We start from the raw sequence: 25,156 nt of genomic DNA, 5'->3' as shown, positions 1-25,156 counted from the left end.
TCTCTGCTTCATCTGCAACACTCCTTCTGCTCACACAGAATTTAGTTGTGTTGCATCGACCGGTTGAATCCACAGCCGATTGTTGCCTGCCACGACCGGTTGAATCCACTACCGACAGTTGCCCTTCGTGAGAGGCCGCAACTGATCCAAAGAGTCAGTTCAACTGTGGACGAACGTCCAGAGATCGGTATTCAATTTTTCGATAGCGGTTTTAAAGTCTTTGGTGGTGATTTGCTGACTCTCGTTCTCTAGCTGGCTGCCGAATACCTTGCGCACCACTTTGGCCATTGTCTGATGGGTTCTCGCGTCAATGAATTCGGCTTCGATGAACAGATTGGTGTCTTGATCCCGGTGACCGGTGGCTGCCTGTGTCGCTCCGACAACGGCTGCGATCGGCATCACTTCATACCACTTCATGCCCTCGTTCGAAGCGCTGACGCCGGTGATCGCCGCACGCAGGATCAGGGGGTGTGACCCGGCCGGTGCAGCGGCCGCGTTAGACACCCTCTGGTATTTGCGGCCCAGCACGAGTTTGGCCTTTCTGGACATGAAATCCTGCAAATCGGCCAGCGTCTGCTGATTGACCTGCTCATTGGGTTTCGGCGCGGGATAAAACTCCAGCGTTCTGAACGCTATGGTGTCGTACGCATTCGGGTTCCACGACGGGCTTACCCAGCGCAGTGTCTTCTCACCGGTGGCAGTGGTCACTTCTTCCAGGTTGTTGTAGTTGGACAGGAAGCCGGAGTACTGCTCGCGCTCAGTGACCTGGGAGGTGCAGCCGCCGAGTAGCAGGCAGACTAGTGCGACGCCGACAAACACTTTATGGGCCAAGGTCATGTTGGGTTCACTCCAGGATCAAGTCGTGTTCCGTCAACAGAAAACCAGAAACGCAATGCCATGTTTCAAGCTTGAATCCAGGTGTTGTCGAACTGACCGGAGATTGGATTGCCCATTGTGGACCGGGAATGCTCCACCGGCATGTAACCGGGCAAGATCTTTGTCCAACTGATGTCGGTGTCCTGATCCAAAGCATAGGTGGCCCTGTGGCAATACGTCAGGTTTCGTAACGCTGCGATTGCTGCCCGATACGGCGCTGCCAGGCAACGGCTTCGCGACGATGGTCAGGGCAGAGGCTGGAGGCTGGTTTTGAAGGTGGTGACCACTCGGTTACGGCCTTCGTGTTTAGCGTGATACAGGCGTTGATCGGCTGTGCGCAGAATTGCCTCGATGGTGTCGCCGTCGCGACCGGATTGCGATACGCCGATGCTCACCGTGACCACGGTTGAGCGCTGCAGGCCATGAAAAGAACTATTTGCAACGGTGCTTCGCAGACGCTCGGCGATTTCGTGCGCGCCTTCAAGTGAAGTCTGGGGCAGCAGTATCATGAATTCTTCCCCGCCCACTCGGGCTACGCCGTCATACGGCCGAATCGAATCCAGGCATTTCTCCACGAAACTCTTCAGGATGTCATCGCCAACCTGGTGCCCGAAGCGATCGTTGATGGACTTGAAATTATCCAGATCGAGTGCCAACACGGAGAACGGCGCACCGCCGCGTTTGGTCCGGCCAATTTCGACGTCGACCCGCTCCATGAAGCGACGCCGATTTTCAGCGCCGGTCAGTGGATCGGTCGCCGCAAGGTGCCCGAGTTCCTGATTGGTGCGCTGGAGTTCCTGCAGAGCGCTCTCGGCATACGCCATCGCTTCGGCAAGACGCACCATCAATTCCTCTTGGCTGTAGATCTTCGAAAACGACCGCGTGGTGAGGAACGCTTGCACCACCCCATAGCTCAGCATGAAGAATCCACCGGCGAAGATCGCATGAGCGAGCCACCACATATGGTTCCACGGACGCGCAAGGATGAAGGCAAGAGATGACAGCGCGAACGCGGTGACCGAGATGATGAAAATTATCATCAGCGGCGAACGGATACGGCGCAACAGAAGTATGGCCGCGGTCAATGCGGAAAGAACGAGGGCGCCACCCTCCATGGAGAGGCGCACCGCGAGATTGCCGGCGATCGGCAAGTTCGCGACTTACGCCACTGCCAGGTCAACCAGCAGGAACAGTCCTATCCAGGTCAGCCACGGGTGGGCCTTCATTCGTTGGTCCGCGGCATCAGGTGGGCGGTGGTACGACAGCATTCCGACCAACAGCAGAATCGACATGACCAGTCGAGAGGCTGGTCCATAAAGCAGGAAGAGCCAGATATTGTGGTGTGCAAGCCCTGTGAACGCACCATGCAACGCGTAGATCAGTACAAACCCGAGGAAACCAAGCGTCATCCATCGTAGCAGCGGATCCCCCGATGACTGATAGCAGCGCCACGTTACGTAAGTGACAAACGAGCCCGCCAGGGTGGCTGTGATGATCGCGATTACATGGAACAGGTGATTCTCGAATACAAGCGTGGGGTCCTGGAAAAAGTACAAGTAGCCAATCAGATAGGCCGGAACGAACGCAAACCCTGCGAGCAGCAAGTAGGCGTAAACCTTGACCATGAGGCGAACGGCTACAGGTGACTCGTCGGTGGCGATGAGATTGCTCATGGTTCCCTCCAGTTTTAAATCCGCATAGCCAACACCGGTCGGGTGTTGAAGCCGCCTGCATGCCAACAGTCTCTCGCATCACTACGCAAACATGGGATGGAGCGATCTGCGGCATTTCAATTATGGATAAGAATTCAACCTGCGGATCAGAGTTTTTTCAGGAAGCCCAGCAGCAGCTCATTGACCTCTGTCGCGCGCTCTTGCTGTATCCAGTGGCCGGCACCTTCGAGGATATGACACCCGCGCAGTTGCGGCAGTGTCTGCGCGAAGGCTTCGATCTGCCGCGGGGAGCCCGCAAACTTCAGCACGCCGTCGCGGCTGCCGGCAATGAACATCGACGGCTGCCGGATAATGCAACCACGCCAGGGTGCCAGCAGTGCCCATGAACGCGTCATGTTGCGGTACCAGTTCAGGCCGCCGCGAAATCCGCTGCGGGTGAATTCGCGGGTGTAGCAGGCAATATCCTCAAGGCTTAGCCAGGCTGGCAGGGTTTTGGGTTCGATCATCGCCCCCAGGAAGCCCTGGCCCGGCTGCAGCTGGCCGAACACCGGCCAATCGGGCCCGTCACCCGAGCCATTGAAGTAGATGCGCCGGATCGACGACTCGACGTCCCTTTCCAGTTCGGCCTCGGCCACACCCGGCGTCTGGAAATACTGGATGTAGAAGTCACGGATGCCCCGCGAGGCAAGCGCGCCGAGGAGCTCCACGCGCCCCGGTGGCGAGAAGGGAACGCTCATGCCGACCACGGCGCGGAACAGATCGGGCCGCATCATTGCTGTGCTCCAGGCCACCTGCGCGCCCCAGTCATGGCCGACGATGACGGCTTGCTGTTCGCCGAGTGCGTGGACCAGCTCGACCATGTCGCCTACCAGGTGCAGCATGGTGTAGGCGTCGGGTTCGGCCGGTGCATCTGTGCCGCCATAGCCACGCATGTCGGGCGCGACCGCTCTGTAGCCAGCGGCCGCCAGCGCAGCAAGCTGGTTACGCCACGAGTACCAAAGCTCCGGGAAACCGTGGCATAGCAAGACCAGCGGGCCACAACCTTGCGTTGCGATCTGCATGCGGATGCCATTGATATCGAGCAGTTCGAGGTGTGGCTCGTTCATGTGCGCTTCCTGCGATTCAAGCGATGGCCCCCAGCAACCGTGGCAAACTCGCCAGAGCCTGCTGCCTGCCGACAGAGAGCCGATGCAGCTGTGCCAGTTTTTCGGTGTCGGTTTCTTGCAAACCCCTGACCACCGCCGTCATGAAGTACAAGCGCGACTGCCTGATCCAGCGGTTAAGGCCGTCATGCTCTCCCCAGCGTAGCTGGTTACCCAGGTAGACCGCCCAGATTCTGATCCAGTCCGTGGGGACGTGAGGCGGGGGGACCATCATGCACAGCGAGTTCATTTGCGCTTGATCGACCAGGTGGCTTTCCACATAGGCGATCAAGGCCGCGCTGAACACGGGTTGGCAGCTGCTGACCATCAACAGGTTGATCTTGCCGCCGTCGAACACCTTCATTTCAGGGAGTGTCGGGATGGCACTGGCGCTGCAATCGATGTGCAGGGCACTTGGGCTCGTGGCGATGTTGCCCTGCTCGAGCACGATGCGCGTTGGCTCGATCACTCGCACTCTCCCCAGACGCACAATGTTGTCGATGCGTCGAAGCTCGCGTAATTCCGCCTGTGTGACGGTGGCGCAGCGGTAGGCAGTGGGTTCGACGGACTTGTCCAGGCGCAGGAGCTGGCCCGCCGCCTCGAGCCTGGAGAACAGGTCCGGGATCGAGTCTGCGGCTGCGATGGCCTCGAACTGTGCCGTGACACCGCCGATTGTTCGTTCGAAGTTGTCGAGGCCGGGTTGCATGTTGGCCCGGTCGATCAACCACGGATCGTTCGGCATGATCCAGCAGATTGTTGCGGGCGCAACACCGTTTTGCAGCAACCACAGGCAAGCGTCGATCCCGGTCTTGCCCGAGCCCACCACTACGTAGCTGGAGTATGGGTGCCGGATTTTCGGCAAGTCGTTCAGCGGCACGCATTGCACGCCGGGTTCCACCTTGTACCTGGGCGGGTGGGTCGAGGGAACTGCTGTCTGCGCATGGGTGGCGTCTACCACCTTTTTGTGCACCCGGACCTGATGGTTTACGCCGCTGACCAGCGAGGTAAACCGGTGGTCGTCAAGGCGGTCGCCGGTGTAGTTGCACATGGGGAAATAACGGACTCGACCTGACGGCAGAAACCGCTGATTCATCACCTGGTCGAAGTAACTCACCACCTCGGCACTGGAGGCCAGCTCATACAAGCCCTCGTTCAGTGCCGTCGTGTCTTTCGTTCCGCTGCCCAGTTCGCGTGAGTTGACGCCATAGCAGGTCGAGGGCTGGTGCAAGCGGACGAAGGGGTAGGCATCATTCCAGTGACCACCAGGCCGTTCGTGTCGATCCACTATCACGATGCGTGCATTCGTTTCCTCGAGTAGCGTATCGACGAAAGCCATGGCCGTCGCGCCAGCACCGATGATCAGGTAGTCGGTTTCGATCGGATTTGCGTCCATATGGTTGCACCTTCCTGAAGGTTGCCGCCCCTCAACCTCAGTAGATTAGCCAGCGATGCCGTGTGCAATAGAACGAATGCTCCTCACCCACATAACCAATGGAGTTAATGGCTGCAGCCTGAATGTCCTGGCTCAAATCGGCATGCACGAAGAAGCATCCAGCTACGCGGCCCGGATTTAATTTAACCCGTTGTCACTCAACGCGCCGCTATCGGCACCGTCACGGTTTTGCCGAAGGCCGACTGAACGGTCACCGTCGCGCCAGGCGCCGGGCCACTGCCGGTGGTCGTCACCGCTATCTGCCAGCGCGCGCCTGCCGCCGTCGGCGTCAGGGTGGCGGCGCCAAGGCTCACTGGACCTGAGGTGGTCGTGGCAGTCGCCGTGATGGTATTGCCCGTGCCACGCGAGGTGGTGCCGGACAGGACCCAGTAGTAGCGGCTGTTGCTGCGGGCGGTGACGGTAGCGCTGGTGACGATCAGGTTCTCGGCGACCGCCGCCGAGACCGCCACGGACACCGTCGTCGGTGCCGACTCCGCCCCCTTGGCATCGGCGGCCTGATAGGTAAAGGTCGCGGTGAACGGCGCGGGGACCGTGGCCGGTGGTGTGTAGATCACGCGCAGACCATCGGTGCTGACCGTACCCTTGCCGGAGTCCGGTTGTGCCAGGCCCACCACTTTAAGCGGCACGTTACCGTCAGGGTCGGTGTCGTTGGCCAGGACGTTGATGGTCACCGGTTGGCCGTTGTTGCTGATGGCGCTGTCGGGGTTGGCAAGCGGTTTTATGTTATCGCCGTCGTTATTGTCACGTTTATCGCCAGTGCGGAAAGTCGGCAGCGCGGCGGAGTTTACGTAGGTGACGCCGTCCCAGCCGGGCAGGGGCGTTGGCATAAGCTGGAACTGGCCCGGGTGCTCGACATCCCAGCGCAGCAGCATGGAGGTGTCCTCGTGCTGGGTGTTGTGGCAGTGCTCCATGTAGGTCCCGGCGAATTCGCGGAAGCGGATGGCGATGTCCACGTCCACCGAGCTGTCGATGCCCTGGCCAATGAGATAGACGTCCTTGCGTGCCCATTTTTCCCATTCCGGCGGTGCCTTGCCGTCTCGATTGAGGACGATGCCTTCTTCGAAATGCACGTGCACCGGGTGGCTCCAACCGTTGCCGCCGTTCCTGATTTTCCACACTTCCAGGGTGCCGTCGCCAGAGAACCCGGCATCGGTCGGGCCGTTGGCCAGTTGCGGAGCGGCGCTGATGATTCGAGGGTCCATCTGGAAGCCGAAACCGCCGTCGGTCTTGATCGTCCAGGGTTGTTCGTCGGTGCCGTCGGAGCGACCGAAAGTGAATTCGCGATGGCGTGCCAGTTTCAGTTTGGCCTGCATTGCCGGATCGTCGCGGTTGATCGTCAGCGGGATCATGACCTTGCCGACCGGTTTACCCGGTTTGGCGGGTTCGTAGTCGGCGGGGTTCATGCTCACGTCCTGGCCGGCATAAGGCTGGACCACCATCTGCAGGAACTTGCCCACCACCGGGTCGCCGGCGTCCCATTCCAGCCCTTTGCTGCCCAGCTTGAGCACCGCCTTGTACTTCCCGGACAGGACATCGGCCAGGCTCAGTGGAGTACTCTCCGGACCCTTGCCGTTCTGGTGCTCCATCAGGTTGACGAAGTACAGCTTGTCGCCGGTCCTGATCCCGTTTTTCGCGAAGTTGACGATGATGTCGAACCGCTCGGCAATGCCCTGGGTGGGCAGGATGGCGTTGTGGTCCTGCACATCGCCGTCGCCGTCCAGATCCATGCTGCCATCGAACGGCACCGCGTGTTCCATAAGGTTGCCGTCGTTGCCGATCATGTGGAACGGCACGCGGGTGTAAGACACGCCGGAACCTGCCGGGCCGGGGAATTCGCCACCGCTGCCGGCGACTTCACGCACCAGCGCGATCCTGAAGAAGCGCGAGACCGAGCCGTTGAGAATGCGGAAACGATAGCTGCGCGCGCGCACGTTCAGGCGTGGCTGGTACTGCCAGTTGACCAGGATCTGGTCGCCGAGGAAGCCGTCGGTGTTGAACGGGTTGAACCACAGCTGGCCGTTCTGATCCCAGGCCTTGTCGGCCACCAGCAGGTTGACGTCATAGTCACGGTTGCCCCAGGGCAGCGCCGAACCGCTGGGCAGGCGCAGGTTGACACCGTCTTGCAGCGCTTCGTTGCCACGATCCAGGGCGCTGTAGTAGTTCATCATCGTCGCGTTGCCCTTGTAGACGTTCTGCGCGGTGAAATCGAGCATGTGGTCATGGAACCAGTGGGTGCTCATGGTTTCGCGCCAGTCGCCACGAATCTTGATGCTGCCGTTGTTGCACGTCTTCAGGCCCGGAGTGGCATCGTTGACGAACAGGGTTTCGCCCGGGGCGCAGGGGAACGCCGCGCGCGGATCCTGAGCGTTGGTGTTGATGCTGTCGTAGCCGGCCAGTTGTATCGGCCAGCGATAGTCGTAGTACTGCCCCGGAAAGAAAAATGCATTGGCATAGCCGTCGCTTTCGGCCGGGGAGTGGCCGTTGTGTTCATGGGTGCTGAGGGTGTGCAGGCCAAACCCCATGTTGGCCGACGGATCGATCGGCAGGGCGTTGTAGTGACGCATCAGCACCGGTTGGCCGTAACGCACCATCAGCAGTTTTGGCGGAAAGGTGCCGTCGAAGGTCCAGAGCGCCTTGTGGTTCTGGATCGGCATGTTGGGGTGGAAGCGGGTGTCGATGCCTTTGGTGGTGCCTGCGATGACCGGAGCATCCGAGGTCTGGTTGTAGAGCCCGCCAGGCCCGAACTCGCCGACAGCGTAGTTGTGCAACTGGCGGCGGTCGCGCATGCCGCCGTTGAGCTTGGCGCCCGCTTGAGCGGTCTTGAAGGCGACCTGCGGGTAGAACTCGTTCCAGCGCTGGTGCGACCAGCCTTTTCCTGGCGGACGACCTTCGGCCGGCGAGCCGACCGGATGGCGGTTGAGGAAGGCTTCGATCTGCGCTTTCCACGGGTTGCGGTCCAGCACGTTGGAATACTGCGACGGAAACGGGTACAGCCCCGGCTGGCGCATGAAGGCTTCCAGCGCCGCGGCCGAAGGACCGCTGCGGGCGATGTTGTTGGGGTCCTGCGTGGGCGCCGGGCCGACGAGCGGAACCGGGAAGGTCAGGGGAGGGGCCGGCAGTGTCGGGTCGAGTTTCTCCGTGCCGAATTCTTCGAACAGCAGCAGTTGCTGGGTGTACGGCTGCGCTCCGAACAATGGGCTGGGCTTGCCATTGGTGGGGATCTTGAAGGATGTCTGCAGGGCTGGCGGCAGCACGTTGTCGGCCGTTGGCGTGGTGCGGGTGCCAAAAGCGCCATTGGGCAGGGCGATGGCGCCCTGGTTGGCGGGTAGCATGGCCCGTATGGCATCCACCGCGGCCTTGGGGTCGGGCGGCGAGTTGGTAAACGCCGAGGGGTCGGTCGGTGGCGGCTGGCTGACATCGTCCAGCGGTGCGGCGTCTGCCGTGGCCAGGGACAGGAGCATCGCACAAGGCAGGCTTGATTTGCGCAGCCGGCCGAAGGAATCGCATGGTGGTGTCGCGCTTTTCATTTTTCACCCCTCCGCTGATGCTCCACCGTCTCCATGTCCGGGACGACAGGTGTTGCGGGCATAAGGGGCGGGGTGCAACTAATGAGCCATCACCCGGGCGAAGGAAAAATTCAAATAAATTAACAAGTTGTTCTGAGCGTTACAGACGGGTGAAGCGGGGGTGGGTGAAGTACCCCATTTGTGGGGAAAGTAGCGGCGCTGTTTCACCGACCGCTTTTGGTGGATTTGCATGTACCGCTCACGCGGGGGAATTGGCCTATCCAGTGCCTGGCAATCTCTTCGCGCCGGCAGATCCACACCGCGTCGTGGCCTTGCACGTAATCGAGAAAGCGCGCCAGCGCCATCGCACGACCGGGATGGCCACTGATCCGCCCATGCAGGCCGACGCTCATCATCTTCGGGTGTTGCGCGCCTTCTTGCCACAGCAGGTCGAAAGCATCCTTGAGCAGCTGGAAGAAGTCTTCGCCGCAGGCGAAACCGTTCGGCAGCAGATAGCGGGCGTCGTTGTTGACCAGTGTGTAAGGGATCACCAGGTGGGCGGGTGAGCCCGGGAGCCAATAGGGCAGATCATCGTTGTAGGCGTCCGAGCTATAGAGAAACCCGCCTTCCTCACGCAACAGGCGGCGGGTGTTCTGGCTGACCCTTCCTGTGTACCAGCCTACGGGGCGTTTACCGCAGATCTGCTCGATCACGTCGAGGGTCAGGCGGATATGGCGCCGCTCCTGGTCTTCAGGCATGTCGCGATAGTCCAGCCAACGGTAGCCGTGCCCGGCAATCTCATGCCCGGCGGCGCAGAGCGCATGGCCAATCGCCGGGGTGAGTTCCAGTGCCCGGCCGACGGCGAAGGCGGTCAGCGGCAGGCCTCGGGCGCTGAACAGCTGCAGAATGCGCCACACCCCTGCGCGCGACCCGTATTCGTACATGCCCTCGACGCTCAAGTCCGGTTCGCCCACACGCGGCGGACGGCCCGGTAGCTCGTGCAGCCAGGCCTCCGACTGTGCATCGCCATTGAGGATGCATGATTCCGCGCCCTCTTCGATGTTGAGGACGAACTGGACCGCGACGCGCGCCTCACCGGGCCATCGCGGGTGGGGTGGGCAGCCGCCATATCCGATGAGGTCGCGAGCGGCCATCAGCCCAGCTCGAAAGTCGTGACGCCGAACACACGTTCGTGCGCGATCGCCGGAGGAGGGCCGAGGTACATGCGTGCGCAGCCGAAAACCTCGATCATGCCCTGTTGGCGCACAAGCGCCATTGCGGCGGGGTTATTCTCCGGGGCATCGAGAAACAACGGGCCACCTGCTGCAAATCCCGCCAGGCGCGCGTAGAGGGCATTGGCTGCCAGGGCGTCATCGGCGAACAAGGGGCCGATCTTGCAGCCTTCCCGGCAGCGCCTTGCTACGCCATAGCCGCTTAGCCTGCCCTCGCGCCGGCAACCCACGGCAAGTGCGTCGGCCTGGGCTATCCAGCCGCTCAGGAAGGTTGCGCGCGCGGCGGGGAAACAGGTGCGGTCGTAATCGACAACCTGATCGAACGGGAAGGTGGCCAACGGGACGATGTCCTCGCCTGCCTGCGAGGTCGCCGGGTGTTCGGTGATCTCGGCACGAAAACGCATGTTGCGATGGGAAAAGACGAAACCACCCTTGGCGTAGTAGTCCTGCATCGCGAAGACGCCGTCCATGCCGATGCTCGCGCCTGGGCGCAGGCGGGCGAGGAGTCGCTCGCGGCGTGCGTGCCACAGGGTATTGCCCAGACCTTGACCGCGATATTCAGGCCGGACGATGAAAAAACCCATGAAACCGAATTCGCCATTGTAGGAGGTGATGGCACCGCCGCCGATCAATTCGCCGCTCCGGGACGCTGCGATGAAGGCGGCAGGGTCCGTAGCCCAGAACAGCTCGGCATCGTGAAGGCCGGGATTCCAACCCTCACGGGCGGCCCAACCGACGAGTTCGTCCAGCTCGGGACGGGTCATGTTGCGTATGACCAGTTGATTGGACACCGCGAAGTTCTCCTCAGTCGCTAATCGAGCGTGTGGTCCATCCCCACTCTGAACCCTTTCGGTATAGCTTCAACCCGGGTATTGATCCAGATCGTCGCACCACCTGCAGAATATGCTCGTCGCCATTGAGCGCAATACTGTTCAGTCAAGGATTCTGTAGGAGCGAGCTTGCTCGCGATGGACTTAAGGGCGCTGCGTTTAGTCAGTAAACACGCGGCATCGTTAGCGACCATCGCGAGCAAGCTCGCTCCTACAGTAGTGGCGTGGTTCGATGGCACCACCGTCGTCATGTGCGTGGGAGATCCTGCGCGTCGAAGGCATTCGGCCCGTTACACTGTGGCAGATTCCTGTATTCGTCCTGGAGCTTGCATGAAAGTTGGCGTGATTTCCGATACCCACGGCTTGCTCCGTCCCGAAGCGCTTGCCGCCCTGCAGGGGTGCGAGCGAATCATTCATGCCGGCGACATCGGTGCCCCGGAAGTCCTTGATCGACTGGCCGCTATTGCACCCCTGCACGTCGTGCGCGGGAACAATGATCAAGACCTTGCATGGGCAGGGCATCTCCCTGATCTTCTGCGTTTCGACATCAACGGTTGGCAGGCGTTGTTGGTGCATGACATTGCCGATGTCCCGGTCGAACTGGAGGCAGGCGTACAGCTGGTGATCACCGGCCACTCCCACCAGCCACGCATCGAATGGCGTGGGGAGCGATTGTTTGTCAATCCCGGTAGCGCGGGGCGACGACGCTTCAAGCTTCCGGTGACGCTGGCGCTGCTTGAGGTATCGGCGACTTCAATCGAGCCTCGGTTGATTGATCTGTTGGAGTCATCCCCGTAATGGGTTGAACCCTTCGTGATTTGAATCAGCGCAGCCCGTTCACGCTCAGCAGAATCAAGCCGACCCAGAACAACCGCCAAAGCGAAACCCCGTCACCGAGCCAATACATGCCGACGATGGCCGTACCGGCAGCGCCGATACCGGTCCAGACCGCGTAGGCGGTGCCCACGGGCAGGACCCGCAATGCCATCGTCAACAAATACAAACTGCTGGCCAATGCTACTAAGGTGCCGGCGAGGATCCAGGGTCGATCCAGGCCATTTGCGCATTTCAATCCAACCGCAAAGGCGATCTCCAGAAAGCCGGCGACAATCAGCAGTAACCAGGATGTGGTGTAAGTCATTCGACAAGACCTGTGTTGGCAAAAAAAAAGCGAGCCGGTCAAGGCTCGCCAAAGGGAGGTAAACGTCAGTTGGCCAACAGTTTGCCGCTGAACAGACTGGCCAGGGTCTTCACGGTCAACACAAGCAGGGCCACTGTGAGGAACAGCAAGATCACTGCCGCGATAGCCATCAGCAACGTGCTGTCCTGGGCATGGGCATACTTCAGCGCAGCATTGCTCAGGGCTGCGATGGGAAAGCTGATTGCCCACCACGAAGGGGCAAAAGGCACATCGCGACGGAACACTTTGAAGCTCAGTACCACGAACAGGAACAGGCCGAAGTAGAACAACACGCTGGCAAACCGGTCGATCTCGCCGAACACGTTGGTGTACGCCAGGAAACCCACTTCAAATGGTGCAATCAAGACCATCAGTGAAGGCACCATGCCTTTGGCCAGAGCGGCCTGATGCACCAGCCGCGAAAAGATCCGGGTAAAGAAAACCAGTGCCAGCACCGCACCCACGGCAAGCGCAAACAGGTTGAACTCCGCAGCCCAGGCCATGGGCATGTGCGCACCGGTTACCGCGATGTCGAGGGTGGCTACGCCCGGGATCAACCAGGCGGGTACGGCATTGAGTTGATCGTGACCGCCCGACAACAGGCGCGAAACCACCAGGCCGGCAAGCAACACGGTCAATACGCTGCCCAGTATCCAGAGTGCCTGTCCAAGCAGTTGACTGTGGGGCGCTGCCACTGCGGAAAGCAGCAGCAGGGCGATGGTGACGGTGCCGAAAAAGTTGCTGGCGACCGGATGGTTGAATTCGGCCCGTACCGCTTCGGGATGCTTCACCCATTTGCTCAGATAGCCCAGCGTCAGCAACACGAATACCAGGCCGGCAAACGCGCCAATCGCTTCACCCAACATGCCACCGACGCCGTAATGCTGACCACTCAAGCGCCAGGCGAGGCCCAGGCCGGCCAAGCCCATGACTGAACCGAACAGATTGATGGGCAGGTTCTTGATGGATGTCTTGCTGGTCGATACTGATTGAGCTGCAGCGATGTTGGGGGTGTATGCAGTGTTCATGGCAGTCTCCCGTTTGACTGAATTTGCTGTTGGAGCTATTTTCAGCCAAGCAGCTGTTGGCTGAAATAGTGCAGTTACGACGTATTCAGCCAATGATTCGACGAGGACAGACATCATGCGCATAACCCTCCTGGCCTTCCCCCGCGTGCAGCTGCTGGATGTGGTCGGTCCGGCAGACGTCTTCGCCGAGGCCGCCAGGCAACTTGGCAATCCACGTGCCTACCGGGTCGAAGTCATCGGGACCGACAAAGGGATGATCAAGGGCTCAAGCGGTCTGAAGCTCGGCATCGACGAGACCTTCGAAACCTGTAAAGGCCGGATTGACACGTTGCTCGTGGCCGGCAGCCCGTACATCGACGAAATTGCCCTGAACCCCGCACTGCAGGAATGGCTGCGCCAACAGGCGAAATCAGTGCGCCGTATCGGCTCAGTCTGCAGCGGCGCCTTCCTGCTGGCCGCCGCAGGCTTGCTCGACGGGCGCCGTGTCACCACTCACTGGAATTCCAGCGCGAAACTCGCAAGGGAACATCCCCAGGCCCACGTCGACCCCGATAGCATTTTCATCAAGGACGGCAACCTTTACACCTCGGCGGGCGTCACGGCCGGCATGGACCTGGCCCTGGCGCTTGTCGAAGAGGATCACGGCAGGGAGCTGGCGCTCAGCGTTGCCCGTGAAATGGTGATGTTCTTCAAGCGACCAGGCGGGCAATCACAGTTCAGCGCGCAACTGGCAGCGCAAACCGCCGAGCGCAGTGTGATAAGGGATGTGCAGGAGTATGTCGTGCAGCACCTGAAGGCCGACTTGAGCGTACCGACCCTGGCCGCCCGCGCCGGCATGAGCGAACGCAACTTTGCCCGCACGTTCAAGGCCGAAGCCGGCTCGACGCCGGCCGAGTTTGTCGAACTGGCCCGCATCGATGCGGCCAGGCGGCTGATCGAGGATTCGGACGTATCACTCAAGCGCTTGGCCGATACCGTCGGCTATGCAAATACGGATGGGTTCAGAAGGGCCTTCATGCGGCGTCTCGGGGTGGGGCCGAGTGATTATCGCAAGCGGTTTTCAACTGGGTGACGGGGAAGGGGGCTCATCGTCAAAACGTCATCAGGCACTTCGGTACCTGATGTCAGCTTCTCATCGGTCGATGCACCACTCGTTCTGTGTATGCAGGACGAGTGGTGCAGGCGTGGCTTGGCAACTAGCGATAGTAGCGGCGATCGTCCTCGTAGCGGTACCGCATGTCCCGATCCTGGTGGCGCTCCCAATAACGATGGCGTTCGGCTTCGCGGCGGGCCTGCTCTCTGCGCCACTGCTCTCTACGCCACTCGTCTCGGCGCCAATCGTCTCTTCGCCAATCATCTCTGCGATAGTGCCAACGGCCGTTATGCCAGTATCGGTCGTCATGGGCCAACATCGGCCCTGGCTGCTTGCCGGCCATGTTGGCCAAGGTCGGCCAAGGGTTGTCGGCAGCCTTGACCGGAGCCTGAACGACTGCGACTTCAGGTGCGACAACAGGGGTTGCGGTCTTCATTTGTGTTGCTGATGCCGAGCCCACTGCCGCGAGCGCGAACAGGCCGAAGAGCACCATCCGTGGGTCATGGAATTTCATGAACGAAGACAACCTCTGATTGACAATTGGACGTGTGGCCATCCACCTGCAGGTTTGCGCCTGCCGGACGGAAGTGCCTATCCACATAGACCGATAAACAGGGAAAAGTTCTAGAAAGCCGCTGTTTAAATAGCCGATGGCCCCGAGTGTTTAGCGCCTTTGAGGTATTGGTCGCGACGGCCTTTACAGCGGGAACTTCAGGGCACGGGCCAGGTCAATAGGGGCCCTGTATCGCAGAAGCCGAGCAGCGCTGGTGGCCTGTTTTCGGGCAGTGCCGGCCGAGATCAGTCGAGTCCACCCCCTGATGCCAACCAAGAGTTTTCTCCCCGGTCTCCTCCTGGTGCTCTGCGCCGTCGCGTCGCATTGTTCCATTGCTGGCGAGCGAATCGCGCCCACGCAAAGTAACCGCGCCTCTACCACCCTGATCGAAACGGCCTCGCGGCAGTATGAAAATGGCCAGCTGGACCAGGCTGCTGCCACGCTGGAGCGTGCCCTGCATATTCAGCCGAACAATCCCGCGACGCTGCATTACCTCGGTGTGTTGCGCCTTCAGCAGGGGCAGTACCAACAGGCTGAAACATTGGCGCTGCGCTCGAATGTGCAGGTTGGTGGCAACGTCGAGTTACGCAACCGCAACTTCCAATTGATCCAGGCGGCCCAGCAGGCCCGGGCTTCGAATACCCCACCCCAAGCCAGAGAGGGCCAGGTTGCAGTACAGAAGGGGCAGGATGAGCAGATCCAGGAAGCACAGATGGCGCCTGTTGAACAACCCGCTGCGGACACTGGGCAACAAGCTGGCATTTTTGATCGGGTAAAGGCTGCGTGGGCATCGGTTTCGCCGACGGCTGACAAACCACAGCCTGAAGAAGCAGTGCAAATGGCTTCCGTTGCGCCAGCGCCCGCGTACGATGAGGTTGTGATTCCCCGCGGCCATTTGCCGCCTCCGGGGAAATGCCGGATCTGGTTTCCCGATCGCCCGCCCGGGCATCAGCCGGCACCCGGTCGCTGCAAGAAGCTGCGACATCGGGTTCCGCCGGGAGCCTTTCTGCTGCACGGTTGAGGCTGCGGGTGAGCCGCTATTCAATCAACTGATCGATCAACACTGCGTTGGTATAGACCAGGCTGCCATCGCTCGCACGGTGCCCGACCAGGTGAAACTGACCGCGTTCGTGGTGCAGATAGACACGCATCTGACAGTCGGACAAGGGCGCGTATCCCTCGGGCATGATCAATTCCATCGTATCCATATCGACATCGACCATGGCTTCACGCTCGTGGGACTGCTGCAAGCGCTCTTCGGCCTCCTCCAGACGGACATGGAGAGGGCCGTCGACGTAAAAATGGATCTCACCGATCGGGATGGACTTCTGGTCGGGGCTGGGCTTGCACCAGCCTGCGATCGTCAGTGCACTCATGACGAAACCTCCCATGTGGATTGCTGGACTCTATTAACTATCGTCCCTGTTCATTGCGATCACTCATGTTTGACGACTGTACAAGGGCAGGGTTCGCACTTTGTGGTCGCTTCTGGCCGATCGCTGCCGTCCGTCATCAGGATTCAAGTATAGCTGGCAACCGGAACTCCCTTGCCAACCTCACGGTACAAGCCGATGGCTCTATACTCCTTACTGACTTTACCGCCCGGACGGGTGGTATTTGTCTGGCCTGCTTGGATGTCAGTGGCGATGCTTTTGCATAACCAATGAACATCAGGAATAGGATGAAGAGCAAATGGCAATAGCAATTATCCTGGTACTAATCGTTATTGCATCAGTGCTATTCCACATATTCGCGCCCTGGCATGCGACACCGGCCGCATCCAACTGGGGGTCCATAGACACCACCCTGTTCATCACTCTGATCATCAGCGGAATATTCTTCATTGCCATCGTCGTATTCATGGCAGTCGCGGTGATGCGGTTTCGTCACAAGGAGGGTGCCCGGGCGGCCTACCAGCCAGAAAACAAAAAGCTGGAATTATGGTTGATCATCGTTACCTCGATAGGCATTGCCGGGATGTTGGCGCCAGGCCTGGTTGTTTACGATGATTTCATCCGGGTACCGAAAAATGCCTATGAACTTGAAGTGGTCGCCCAGCAGTGGCAGTGGGCCTTTCGTTTTGCCGGTCAGGACGCAAAGCTGGGCAAATCGGATATCAAGTTTGTTGATTCCACCAATCCTCTCGGCCTTGATCCCAAGGATCCTGCAGGGCAGGACGACGTGCTTGTCATGAATAATGAAGTTCACCTTCCGCTCGATCGGCCGGTGAAAGTCTTACTGCGTTCCAAAGATGTTCTGCACGATTTCTATGTACCGCAAATTCGCAGCAAGATGGACATGGTGCCAGGAATGGTGTCGTACTTTTGGTTTACGCCGACCAAGACCGGAAAGTACGAAACCCTTTGCGCTGAGTTTTGTGGCGTAGGTCATTACAACATGCGCGGCCATATGATCGTGGAAGAACAGGGCGTCTTCGATCAATGGCTGAAAGGCCAACCGACGTTTGCGCAGACATTGGCCACAGCTGCCAGGCCTGGAAGGGACAGCCTGTTGGAAAAAGGCCGCTTGCTGGTCGACAAATACGGTTGCGGTGCCTGTCATAGCCAGGATGGCAGTACCAGTCTTGGCCCTGGATGGAAGGGACTGTACGGCCGCACTGAACAGCTGGCCGATGGCTCCAGCGTACAGGTCGATGAGGCCTACCTGAAAGAGTCGATTCTCGATCCGAAGGCCCGCCTGGTAAAGGGCTACCCGCCGGTCATGGTGGCCTATACTCTCTCTGACGATGAACTGGGCGCGCTCGTCGCCCTGATCAAATCACTGGGTGCTGCGCGCCAGGGCGATGAAGCCACTGTTGGCGAAGCATCGGGCCCGGGTGAAGACCTGGTGGCGCAGGGACAGCGGCTGGCCGGGTCGCTTGGCTGTCTGGCCTGCCACAGTGTCGATGGCAACAAGGGCGTCGGCCCCAGCTGGCAGGGCCTGTATGGCAAGACCGAAACCCTTGCCGACGATACGAGCGTCAAGGTCGACGAGGGTTATTTAAAGGAATCGGTTCTTGAACCTGCTGTCAAAGTCGTCAAGGGTTACGCAGCCGTCATGCCGGCCTTGAAACCGAGCGACAAGGAGCTGGACGCGCTGATCGCTTTTATCAAGTCCAAAGCGAATGCCAACGCTGATGCAAGCAAGGCGGAGCCAGGGAAGTAGCCGTAAAGCAGCCAGCAATACACTGAAACTTCGACAGGAGGATGACGTGATGGCCTATGCGGAGCAAGCCGATACAGAAGCACTGCACGAGCCCAAGAGTTTCCTGACCAAATATGTCTGGAGTCAGGACCACAAGGTCATAGCCATTCAGTATTCCCTGACGGCTTTGTTCGTGGGGCTTATCGCCGTAGTGTTGTCCGGCTTGATGCGCATGCAGATCGGTTTCCCCGGCAGTTTGGCGTTCATGGATGCCAGTACTTACTATCAGGCGATGACCATGCACGGCATGATCATGGTCATTTACTTGCTGACGGCCCTGTTTCTGGGGGGCTTCGGCAACTATCTGATCCCGCTGATGGTCGGCGCCCGCGACATGGTCTTCCCCTATGTCAACATGCTCAGCTACTGGTTCTACCTGGTGGCGGTAGTGGTGTTGCTCTCCAGTTTCTTTGTCCCTGGCGGCCCCACAGGTTCCGGCTGGACGCTCTACCCGCCACAGTCCATCGCCCGGGGGACACCGGGGGTCGAGTGGGGCATCGTGCTGATGCTCGTCTCACTGGCGATTTTTATTGTCGCCGCCACCATGGGCGGGTTGAACTACGTCACCACTGTCTTGCAGGCGCGCACCCACGGCATGACCTTGTTTCGCATGCCGCTCTCGGTCTGGGGAATCTTCATGGCCTCGATCATGGCCTTGCTGGCCTTCCCGGCGTTGTTTGTCAGCGCAGTGATGATGCTGTTCGACAAGCTGTTGGGCACCAGCTTCTTCATGCCGGCGATGATTTCGCTGGGGCAGCAGCTCGATCACCAGGGTGGCAGCCCGATATTGTTCCAGCACCTGTTCTGGTTCTTCGGCCACCCGGAGGTGTACATCGTTGCTCTCCCGGCGTTTGGCCTGGTCTCGGACTTGATCAGCACCCATGCGCGTAAAAACATCTTCGGTTACCGAATGATGGTGTGGGCCATCATTGCGATTGGCGTACTCAGTTTTGTGGTCTGGGCACACCATATGTATGTCAGCGGAATGAATCCGTACTTCGGCTTTTTCTTCGCCGTCACCACCTTGATCATCGCGGTGCCGACCGCGCTGAAAGTCTATAACTGGGTACTGACCCTGTGGCGCGGCGACATCCATCTGACCGTGCCAATGCTGTTTGCCCTGGCCTTTATCGTGACCTTCCTGGTCGGCGGTCTGACCGGCTTGTTTCTCGGCAATGTGATCGTGGACATACCGCTCTCGGACACCTATTTCGTCGTGGCCCATTTCCATATGGTCATGGGCGTCGCACCGGTACTGGTGGTGTTCGGCGGCATCTACCACTGGTTTCCGAAAATAACCGGGCGCATGACCAACGACATCCTGGGCAAGCTGCATTTCTGGATTACCTTCCTGGGCACCTACGCCATTTTCTTTCCCATGCACTACCTGGGTTTCCAGGGCATGCCACGCCGTTACTACGCCTATGAAAACTACGCGTTCATCCCGCAGTCGGCGCAAGAGTTGAATGCCTTCATTACGGTGGTCGCACTGACCGTCGGCGTTTCCCAATTGCTGTTTGTGTTCAACCTGGCCTGGAGCGTATTCAAAGGCAGACCCGCAGGCAGTAACCCCTGGGGCGCGGCTAGCCTGGAATGGCAAACGCCGGACACCCCACCGGTACACGGTAACTGGGGCGCGAAGCTGCCGGTGGTGCATCGCTGGGCCTATGACTACAGCGTGCCGGGGATAGAGCAGGATTTCGTGCCGCAAACGGTCTCCGCCGAGGAACTGGAGCAAATGCGCCAACTCAGTGCCGGAACCAAAATAGCGGACGTTAAAACATGAACAGACTGCTACTGAGAAACGCCGACGGTGCTGACCCCGGCGGTAGCTGGAATCGCGATCCCGAGGGCATTCAGGCCGGCGAGGGCGGCGATAGAAGCCAAATCGCAAGGTTTGGCCTGCGCTTGTTTCTGGTGGTGGTCAGTTCGTTATTTTTTCTGTTTCTGCTCGCCTTTATCGCCCGCTCACAAATGGTCGACTGGCTACCCCTGACAGAACCCATGGCGCCGCTGGCCAATCCATGGCAGCTGTGGGTGAATTCGGCTTTCCTGGTATTGAGCTGCATCGCACTGCAGTGGTCGCGCATGGCTGCCCGCAAGGCTCGAATGGACGCCACGGTCATCGGCTTTGTATTGGGGGGAGGATTTACCATTGCCTTTCTGGCGGGGCAGCTCTGGGTCTGGCAGCAGTTTGTCGCCTGGGGTTACTTTGTCGCCAGCAATCCGGCCAACAGTTTCTTCTACCTGTTGACCGGCGTGCACGGCTTCCACCTGTTGGGCGGGTTGATTGCCTGGGCCAGGACCGTCGCCAAATTCCTGCGTCATGTGCCGTTGCCGCAACTCAGCGCCAGCATAGAGCTCTGTGCCATCTATTGGCATTACCTGTTGGGTCTCTGGTTTGTGCTGTTCGCGCTGCTGACCAGCACGCCGCAAACCTATGAAGCCATCGCCAGATTCTGCGGCCTGAGGTGAAAAGCCATGGCATCGCACCTGCAAGCCCAAGCCCAAGTCGAGACCAGTTCATCCAATCCGCCAGGCTCGCCACCTGCATCGGGATGGGAGGGCATCGCCAGCGACTGGTCCTCGGATAAAGACGCCTTCAAGCAGGTCCACTGGGGCAAGGCGATGATGTGGATATTCCTGCTCAGCGACACGTTTATATTCACCTGTTTTCTGACCGGCTACATGTCGGTACGCATGACCATCACCACCGCCTGGCCGAACCCCAGTGAAGTGTTCGCCTTGACCATCGGCGGCACGGAAATTCCACTTATTCTGATTGCCATCATGACCTTTGTGCTGATCAGTAGCAGCGGCACCATGGCCATGGCAGTCAACTTCGCCTATCGCCGTGATCGCGCGAAAACCACGGCCCTGATGCTGGCGACCGCGGCCTTGGGCGTGACCTTCGTCAGCATGCAGGCATTTGAATGGAGCAAGCTCATCGCAGAAGGGGTGCGCCCCTGGGGGAACCCCATGGGGGCGGCGCAATTTGGCGCCAGCTTTTTCATGATCACCGGATTTCACGGACTGCACGTGTCAATCGGCGCGCTCTACCTCAGCATTGTGGCGCGCAAAGTATTGCGCGGAGATTATGAGCGCTCCGGAAATTATCAGAACGTCGAGATAGCGGGGCTTTACTGGCACTTCGTGGATTTGGTGTGGGTGTTTATTTTTGCTTTCTTCTATTTGTGGTAGAGGAGCACGGGTGATGGCACATGCTCAGGGTCAGCAACATCCAATCAGTCTGTACCTCAAGATCTGGGGGCTGTTATTCGTCCTCAGTACGATGTCGTACCTTGTCGACTATTTCCACTTCCATGGCTACCTTCGGTGGTTCCTGATTATCACGTTCATGTTGTTGAAGGCGGGTTTGATTGTCTCCATCTTCATGCACATGGCCTGGGAGCGGTTGGCCATGGTCTACGCGATATTGGTCCCACCTTTGTGTTTACTGGTGCTCGTCGGACTGATGGCCACTGAGGCGGATTATGTTTTCCTCAGCCGGGTCATTTTCTTCGGTCAATAAGCCGCCTTCGGATGGCCTTGAGTCTCCAGGAGCTAACCCGAAATCACTCGCTTGAACTGATGCCACTTGTGCTGCCAGGCTACTGTCCAGTGAGGGGCTGCCGCTCCCGTGCCGGCGATCTTCAGTTTTGGATGATGTCCGATGACCTGGTCCAGTATCGACTCCTGGTTCGGTTCAACATCCACGAAGAAGATATGTTTGCCTTCCTTTACCACCTGGCTGAAATTGCGAAAGTGAGTGTTCGGCACCTGGAACCCGAAAAAGCCGCCTTCCCAGATGCAGAAGCCCAAAACAACAATGGCAAGGAAGATAAAGGGCATCCAGCCTGCGGCGGACTCGGTCCAGCCCATCCAATAGGCGCCAAGCAGGACCAGCGCCGCGAGTGGCACACCGACCACCGCACCAATCTCACCGGAGTGAACAGCATCCTGTTCCATTAACGAGCTGATCTCGTGGAGGTGATGTTGTTCAACATCAGCAACTTTCTCACTGAACACATGAATCTGTTCGGAATTGATGCCGCTGGCTTCCAATTCATTTTCAACGGTTTCAAGTTCGTTGAGATTGTCACTGATGTAATAGTGTCGATTCATGCCACACCTCCGATCTAGAGTTTGCTGTAGACCTCCTTTGTCCGGCAGCCGTTAACCAGGATTTTGTAGTCGGTATCTGTACTGGGGGAAACGTTTCACACTTCATGCAATCTGAGCGAAGTATAGCACTCGCCAGCCTGCGGGCCGGTCGGCAACTTGCGACACCGGTAGTGTCGCGAGATCAACCGCAAGGGCACGCTAGTTGATCTGCACAATGACCGGACCTTCAGTTACGATCGGCGGGTTCGCCCGGATATTCGAGGTGTTTTTCTGAATCCACTCGCGCGCGACTTTCGAGCTCGCATCACTGCCGGCCTTGTCCTCGCAAACAGTCACCGACGTACCACCATCTCCCGTATTCAACAGTGTGTAGCTGACCAGACCAGGCACTGTCCGCAAGGTAGCTTCGATGTCGACATTGCGTTCTTCCAAAAGATTGAAAAGCTCCTTTGCTCCAGTACCCAGGTAGGTTCGTATAACCGCATACATGGTCGTCTCCTTTGGGACTACCGATCCGTTGATGGCCGCAATCACTCAGGTTTCAGTTCGCCCTGATTTATTAAGCTTAGCCAAACGCCGGCGATAATCTGAAAGCAACGACCACCGGCTACTTGTGGCCGTTTTCGTATTCATGCGCCGTAATACGCAGCGATAACCATGAGCGCAAGAAAACAGACCAGTTGAACGCAAAAGAAGGTAAACCGGACTGCGACGAACGCATTGGTTTGCACATGGGATACGTGAACCAGCGACTGGCACACGCGAGCGATCAGGATGAGCGTGGACAAGTAGTTCACTGCCGGGCCGTTGATATCAAGGGCGGAAATCACGAACACGATGACGGCAAAGACAGGCAGGTTTTCCACACAGTTGGCGTGTGCCCTGGTCCCGCGCTGGTACCAGTCCGCGCCTTCGAGCTGATCGCTGCGGAAAGAGGCGATCGGAGCACTCGAGAACAGGATGGCGACCCAGCGATAAACGCCGACGGTTGCCATCAACAGCAGCAAAGTCCAGGTCGCAAACCCAAGCAACATCCACATCGGTATGGTCATGGCCGCCATCCTCGATAGATCATTATCGGCAAGTCATCCCACAGTCGCGCGACCAACGAACAGTCGGTCGCGCGCTGTCGTTCAATTGCGCATGATGGGTGCCAGTGCGGTCTGAATCCTGGACATCTGTGCAGGCGTTGTCATGTGCGTCAGCAACCGGCCAAAGTGTGGATGCTGCACGCCCGAGACAATGTATTGCCAGCGGTAGGCGCCCAGCACACCGACCTTGATTTGCGCGGTCTCCTCGGCACTGAACGATCGTGAAACACTACCCATGAAGTAGTCGGCATCGGATGCCGACTGTGCCAGCAGGATTGCGTCGACGGCCGCCACCAGCGCAATCAGGTCATTCACCGCCGAGTCGCGCTCGGCCGGCGAGAGTTTCGCGTGCTCCGCCTGCCACTCCAGTTCATCGAGTACGACGTGCCGGCTTTCATCCATCCAGTGAAATTTGAAGACATCCTTGAACAGCGGGCACAACTCTTCGCGTGGTGCGATGCTCTGTACGTAGTGCGCCTGAACGAACAGCTCGATATGACAGGTCAGCGCCAGCACCGACCAGGTGCTGGCCGCCAGTACCACGTGCGCTACATCGTTTGGATCGGCAACTTGACGATAGCCCGCGGGCAATTGCGAACCGATCATCGTCTCCATGCGCCGGAACAACGCCTGGTGCTTGATCTCGTCGTTGGAAAAGCGCACCAGCGCTTCGAGTGCGAGTTGATTGTCAAATACATGGGCCCGACCCTGATCGAGCATTTTGGCACTGATAAAGCGCTCCACCAGGCCAAAGATATACGCATAGGTTCGGCCCTGAATCTGACTGAGCAGGCGTGCCTCGGCCGCGGTGAGAAAAGTCAGGCGATCGATCTGCGACAGTCCGTCGGGCAGGAATTTGCGCGAGAAGTCGAAACGCCGGTCCTGTAGCAAATCGCGATCGATCTGCCATTGGTTTTTTTCCGATGATCTGACAATCCGCGCATAACGGGCAGCGTTGCCTGACTCTGAGCCGGGTAGGGTAGCTACGGTGTTCATGTGGATCTCCTGTTGCCCCGGTTGAATTGGAGTGGGGCAATTACGGTTGACGCCGGAGCCAATGATCTTGGGTGAAGCCTCTGGGAACAGTCTCGATCTCTGAGTCCGCGCTGGTGCTAATCTAGGGCTCGCGGTTCAGGCGGCAAATGACCGGTGCGCCTGATTACATGCTCCGGACTCCGGAAAGGAGGGCTGGCAATTGCTGGACGCGCTTTCTGATGTTTTGCGGGTGATTCGGCTGTCTGGGGGGGTGTTCCTCGAGGCGGAGCTCACTGCGCCCTGGTGCATCAACGGAAGACTCTCGGCGGATGATTGCAAACCGTTCCTGGCGGTACCCCGGCATATCATTGCGTCGCATTTTGTCGCGGCGGGGCACATGCAAATACGCATCGACGGTGATACCACCGTCGACGTGGGGGCAGGCGAACTGGTTCTGCTGCCTCGCAATGACGCTCACTCTTTTGGCAGCGACCTGAGCGTTGCGCCCATGCCGGCCAGAGAAGTCATTCAGCCACCGGAAGTCGGTGGGATTTCGCGGATCAAGTACGGCGGGGGCGGCGAGGCCACACAGTTGTTGTGCGGATTCCTCGGCTCTGAAACGCCTTTCAGCCCGTTGCTTTCGTCATTGCCATCCTTGTTGAAACTGGACGTACGCGCGACGGCTTCGGGCGCCTGGATCGAAAGCTCGTTCCGTTTTGCTGTCAGTGAAATCGCGGCGGGGCGCGTCGGTTCGACAACGGTCATCGCCAAGCTGTCCGAGCTGCTATTCGTCGAAGCCATCGGCCAGTATGTCGCCAGCCTGCCCGCCGAGCGGCGCGGATGGCTGGCAGGTTTGCGGGATCCGCATATCGGGCGTGCGCTGGCGCTACTCCATGCTCGTCCGACCGAAGGCTGGACTGCGGAAGCCCTGGCGCTTGAGGTGGGCATGTCGCGCTCGGTTTTCGCGGAGCGATTCACGGCGCTGGTCGGACAGCCACCGATGCAATACCTGACGCTCTGGCGTATGCATGTGGCCGCTCAACACCTGCGCGAAGGTCGCGGCAATGTGGCGCAAGTCGGTTTTGCAGTTGGCTACGAATCCGAAGCCGCGTTCAGTCGCGCATTCAAACGCCAGTTCGGCACATCCCCCGGCACCTGGCGCAGACAGTCAGCATGAGAAGGTCCGGTGCCGTTG

Annotated in this window: 25 protein-coding genes; 9 read left to right on the top strand and 16 right to left on the bottom strand. The window is 59.1% G+C overall.

The features are described from left to right. Positions 1-159: 159 nt before the first annotated feature. The 8 genes from ACCD00_RS19510 to ACCD00_RS19475 form a co-directional block, all read right to left on the bottom strand. Positions 160-837, bottom strand: coding sequence for a DUF3313 domain-containing protein (locus tag ACCD00_RS19510; RefSeq protein ID WP_413426999.1), 678 nt, complete (start codon positions 835-837; stop codon positions 160-162). A 284-nt stretch (positions 838-1,121) separates the two neighbouring features. Then, entirely contained in the window at positions 1,122-2,027 is a 906-nt protein-coding gene (locus ACCD00_RS19505) for a GGDEF domain-containing protein (RefSeq protein ID WP_413426997.1), read from the bottom strand. Positions 2,028-2,036: 9 nt separating this feature from the next. After that, positions 2,037-2,549 (bottom strand): hypothetical protein, encoded by a 513-nt coding sequence (locus tag ACCD00_RS19500; RefSeq protein WP_413426995.1) that lies wholly within the window; start codon positions 2,547-2,549, stop codon positions 2,037-2,039. 146 nt (positions 2,550-2,695) lie between these two features. After that, positions 2,696-3,655 carry an alpha/beta fold hydrolase gene (locus tag ACCD00_RS19495; RefSeq protein ID WP_413426993.1) on the bottom strand — a complete coding sequence of 320 codons (960 nt, stop codon included), beginning with the start codon at positions 3,653-3,655 and terminating at the stop codon, positions 2,696-2,698. 16 nt (positions 3,656-3,671) lie between these two features. Next, on the bottom strand, positions 3,672-5,084 hold the full coding sequence (locus ACCD00_RS19490; RefSeq protein WP_413426991.1) for an NAD(P)-binding protein: 1,413 nt from the start codon (positions 5,082-5,084) through the stop codon (positions 3,672-3,674). A 197-nt stretch (positions 5,085-5,281) separates the two neighbouring features. Beyond that, positions 5,282-8,671, bottom strand: coding sequence for an Ig-like domain-containing protein (locus tag ACCD00_RS19485; protein ID WP_413426989.1), 3,390 nt, complete (start codon positions 8,669-8,671; stop codon positions 5,282-5,284). Positions 8,672-8,874: 203 nt separating this feature from the next. Next, entirely contained in the window at positions 8,875-9,804 is a 930-nt protein-coding gene (gene puuE, locus ACCD00_RS19480) for an allantoinase PuuE (protein ID WP_413426987.1), read from the bottom strand. Beyond that, entirely contained in the window at positions 9,804-10,673 is an 870-nt protein-coding gene (locus ACCD00_RS19475; protein ID WP_413426985.1) for a GNAT family N-acetyltransferase, read from the bottom strand. The genes puuE and ACCD00_RS19475 overlap by 1 nt, the downstream gene beginning before the upstream one ends. Before the next feature lie 369 nt (positions 10,674-11,042). Here ACCD00_RS19475 and ACCD00_RS19470 point away from each other — a divergent pair, with 369 nt between their 5' ends. Beyond that, positions 11,043-11,510: a metallophosphoesterase family protein gene (locus ACCD00_RS19470; protein WP_413426983.1), complete on the top strand. Its 468-nt coding sequence runs from the start codon at positions 11,043-11,045 to the stop codon at positions 11,508-11,510. A gap of 25 nt (positions 11,511-11,535) precedes the next feature. Here ACCD00_RS19470 and ACCD00_RS19465 read toward each other — a convergent pair whose 3' ends face one another. Both ACCD00_RS19465 and ACCD00_RS19460 read right to left on the bottom strand, forming a co-directional pair. Continuing rightward, on the bottom strand, positions 11,536-11,853 hold the full coding sequence (locus tag ACCD00_RS19465; protein ID WP_413426981.1) for a DMT family transporter: 318 nt from the start codon (positions 11,851-11,853) through the stop codon (positions 11,536-11,538). Between the two features lie 65 nt (positions 11,854-11,918). Continuing rightward, positions 11,919-12,920, bottom strand: coding sequence for an SLAC1 anion channel family protein (locus tag ACCD00_RS19460; RefSeq protein ID WP_413426979.1), 1,002 nt, complete (start codon positions 12,918-12,920; stop codon positions 11,919-11,921). Positions 12,921-13,035: 115 nt separating this feature from the next. Between ACCD00_RS19460 and ACCD00_RS19455 the strand changes: the two genes are divergently transcribed. Continuing rightward, positions 13,036-13,992: a GlxA family transcriptional regulator gene (locus ACCD00_RS19455; RefSeq protein WP_413426977.1), complete on the top strand. Its 957-nt coding sequence runs from the start codon at positions 13,036-13,038 to the stop codon at positions 13,990-13,992. A gap of 124 nt (positions 13,993-14,116) precedes the next feature. Here the strand turns inward: ACCD00_RS19455 and ACCD00_RS19450 are convergent, their stop codons facing one another. Beyond that, positions 14,117-14,527, bottom strand: a complete 411-nt coding sequence (locus ACCD00_RS19450; RefSeq protein WP_413426975.1) for a hypothetical protein — start codon at positions 14,525-14,527, stop codon at positions 14,117-14,119. Positions 14,528-14,831: 304 nt separating this feature from the next. On the opposite strand from ACCD00_RS19450, the gene ACCD00_RS19445 reads away from it, so the two are divergent. Further along, positions 14,832-15,587 carry a tetratricopeptide repeat protein gene (locus ACCD00_RS19445; protein WP_413426973.1) on the top strand — a complete coding sequence of 252 codons (756 nt, stop codon included), beginning with the start codon at positions 14,832-14,834 and terminating at the stop codon, positions 15,585-15,587. Positions 15,588-15,603: 16 nt separating this feature from the next. On the opposite strand, the gene ACCD00_RS19440 is transcribed toward ACCD00_RS19445, so the two are convergent. Further along, on the bottom strand, positions 15,604-15,942 hold the full coding sequence (locus ACCD00_RS19440; RefSeq protein ID WP_413426972.1) for a hypothetical protein: 339 nt from the start codon (positions 15,940-15,942) through the stop codon (positions 15,604-15,606). A 316-nt stretch (positions 15,943-16,258) separates the two neighbouring features. On the opposite strand from ACCD00_RS19440, the gene ACCD00_RS19435 reads away from it, so the two are divergent. From ACCD00_RS19435 to ACCD00_RS19415, 5 genes are read left to right on the top strand one after another with little or no spacing between them, the layout of a single operon-like run. Continuing rightward, positions 16,259-17,731: a c-type cytochrome gene (locus ACCD00_RS19435; protein WP_413426970.1), complete on the top strand. Its 1,473-nt coding sequence runs from the start codon at positions 16,259-16,261 to the stop codon at positions 17,729-17,731. 49 nt (positions 17,732-17,780) lie between these two features. Then, positions 17,781-19,556 (top strand): cytochrome c oxidase subunit I, encoded by a 1,776-nt coding sequence (gene ctaD, locus ACCD00_RS19430; protein ID WP_413427001.1) that lies wholly within the window; start codon positions 17,781-17,783, stop codon positions 19,554-19,556. After that, entirely contained in the window at positions 19,553-20,245 is a 693-nt protein-coding gene (locus ACCD00_RS19425; RefSeq protein WP_413426968.1) for a heme-copper oxidase subunit III, read from the top strand. The genes ctaD and ACCD00_RS19425 overlap by 4 nt, the downstream gene beginning before the upstream one ends. A 6-nt stretch (positions 20,246-20,251) precedes the next feature. Further along, positions 20,252-20,971 (top strand): heme-copper oxidase subunit III family protein, encoded by a 720-nt coding sequence (locus ACCD00_RS19420; RefSeq protein WP_413426966.1) that lies wholly within the window; start codon positions 20,252-20,254, stop codon positions 20,969-20,971. A 13-nt stretch (positions 20,972-20,984) separates the two neighbouring features. After that, positions 20,985-21,302, top strand: coding sequence for a cytochrome C oxidase subunit IV family protein (locus ACCD00_RS19415; RefSeq protein WP_008017298.1), 318 nt, complete (start codon positions 20,985-20,987; stop codon positions 21,300-21,302). 32 nt (positions 21,303-21,334) lie between these two features. On the opposite strand, the gene ACCD00_RS19410 is transcribed toward ACCD00_RS19415, so the two are convergent. The 4 genes from ACCD00_RS19410 to ACCD00_RS19395 form a co-directional block, all read right to left on the bottom strand. Continuing rightward, entirely contained in the window at positions 21,335-21,895 is a 561-nt protein-coding gene (locus ACCD00_RS19410; protein ID WP_413426963.1) for a magnesium transporter, read from the bottom strand. A gap of 198 nt (positions 21,896-22,093) precedes the next feature. Next, positions 22,094-22,384: a hypothetical protein gene (locus ACCD00_RS19405; protein ID WP_413426961.1), complete on the bottom strand. Its 291-nt coding sequence runs from the start codon at positions 22,382-22,384 to the stop codon at positions 22,094-22,096. 140 nt (positions 22,385-22,524) lie between these two features. Beyond that, positions 22,525-22,947, bottom strand: a complete 423-nt coding sequence (locus tag ACCD00_RS19400; RefSeq protein ID WP_413426959.1) for an MAPEG family protein — start codon at positions 22,945-22,947, stop codon at positions 22,525-22,527. An 81-nt stretch (positions 22,948-23,028) separates the two neighbouring features. Then, entirely contained in the window at positions 23,029-23,982 is a 954-nt protein-coding gene (locus ACCD00_RS19395) for a diiron oxygenase (protein ID WP_413426957.1), read from the bottom strand. Between the two features lie 199 nt (positions 23,983-24,181). Between ACCD00_RS19395 and ACCD00_RS19390 the strand changes: the two genes are divergently transcribed. Continuing rightward, positions 24,182-25,138, top strand: a complete 957-nt coding sequence (locus tag ACCD00_RS19390; protein ID WP_413426955.1) for an AraC family transcriptional regulator — start codon at positions 24,182-24,184, stop codon at positions 25,136-25,138. Positions 25,139-25,156: the final 18 nt, after the last annotated feature.

Origin of the sequence: Pseudomonas sp. Pseusp3 (genome assembly GCF_047304225.1) — a bacterium.
Lineage (GTDB): Bacteria > Pseudomonadota > Gammaproteobacteria > Pseudomonadales > Pseudomonadaceae > Aquipseudomonas > Aquipseudomonas fluorescens_CD.
This window is presented reverse-complemented; position numbering and strand designations above follow the sequence as displayed.